This is a genomic window from Roseomonas sp. TAS13 (genome assembly GCF_001950415.1).
Taxonomy (GTDB): domain Bacteria; phylum Pseudomonadota; class Alphaproteobacteria; order Acetobacterales; family Acetobacteraceae; genus Roseomonas; species Roseomonas mucosa.
This window is the reverse complement of the sequence record NZ_BDLP01000760.1, coordinates 1-766: the sequence shown is the minus strand read 5'-3', so window position 1 is coordinate 766 and position 766 is coordinate 1. Positions and strand designations below refer to the sequence as shown.

The 766-nt window shown below is 71.4% G+C and carries 1 protein-coding gene; it reads left to right on the top strand.

What is annotated here, in order from left to right:
- The coding region (locus tag ROTAS13_RS25365; RefSeq protein ID WP_139323614.1) for an IS5 family transposase at positions 1-756 on the top strand (756 nt) is incomplete at its 5' end.
- Between the last annotated feature and the right edge of the window lie 10 nt (positions 757-766).

Below are 766 nucleotides of genomic sequence, written 5' to 3'. Positions count from 1 at the left end.
ACCGATGCCGAGTGGGCCCTGGTCGAGCCCTTCTTGCCAAGCCCTGCAAAGACCGGACGACCCCGGTCCTGGCCGATGCGGCGGGTGGTCGATGCGATCCTCTACGTGCTCCGTACCGGCTGCGCCTGGGCGCATCTGCCCCGCGACTTCCCGCCGCCCGGGACCGTGCACCGTTGGTTCCTGCGCCTCTCGCGCCGGGGCACCTTCGAGCGACTGGCGCACGCCCTCATCATGGCCGACCGCGAGCGGGTCGGCCGAGAGGCCTCACCGACAGCGGCGGTGTTGGACGCCCAATCCGTCCGCTCGGGCGGTGTCGGCGTGAAAGGTGTCCGCGGCTACGATGCCGGGAAGAAGGTGACGGGCCGCAAGCGCCACGCCCTGGTGGACACGGACGGTAGGCTCCTGCTCGCCGCCATCTCGCCCGCCTGCCTGCATGACAGCCGAGGGGGTGCGGCCCTCCTGGCCATGTCGCGCCGCCCTTGGCCGTTCCTGGCCCGCTGCTTCGCCGACCGCGCCTACGCCGGTCCGCGTGTCGCCCGAGCCTCCCCCGTCGCCGTTACCATCATCGGCAGCGCACCCGGCCAGAAAGGCTTCGCCGTGCAACCCAGGCGCTGGGTGGTGGAGAGATCCTTCGCCTGGTTCGGCCGCTGCCGACGCCTCGCTCGCGATCACGAGGCCACCGTCGGTTCCGCCGTCGCCTTCTTCACCCTCGCCGCCGCCATGATCCTCGTCCGGCGTCTGGCTCAGCCGTTATGAAACGGGGTCT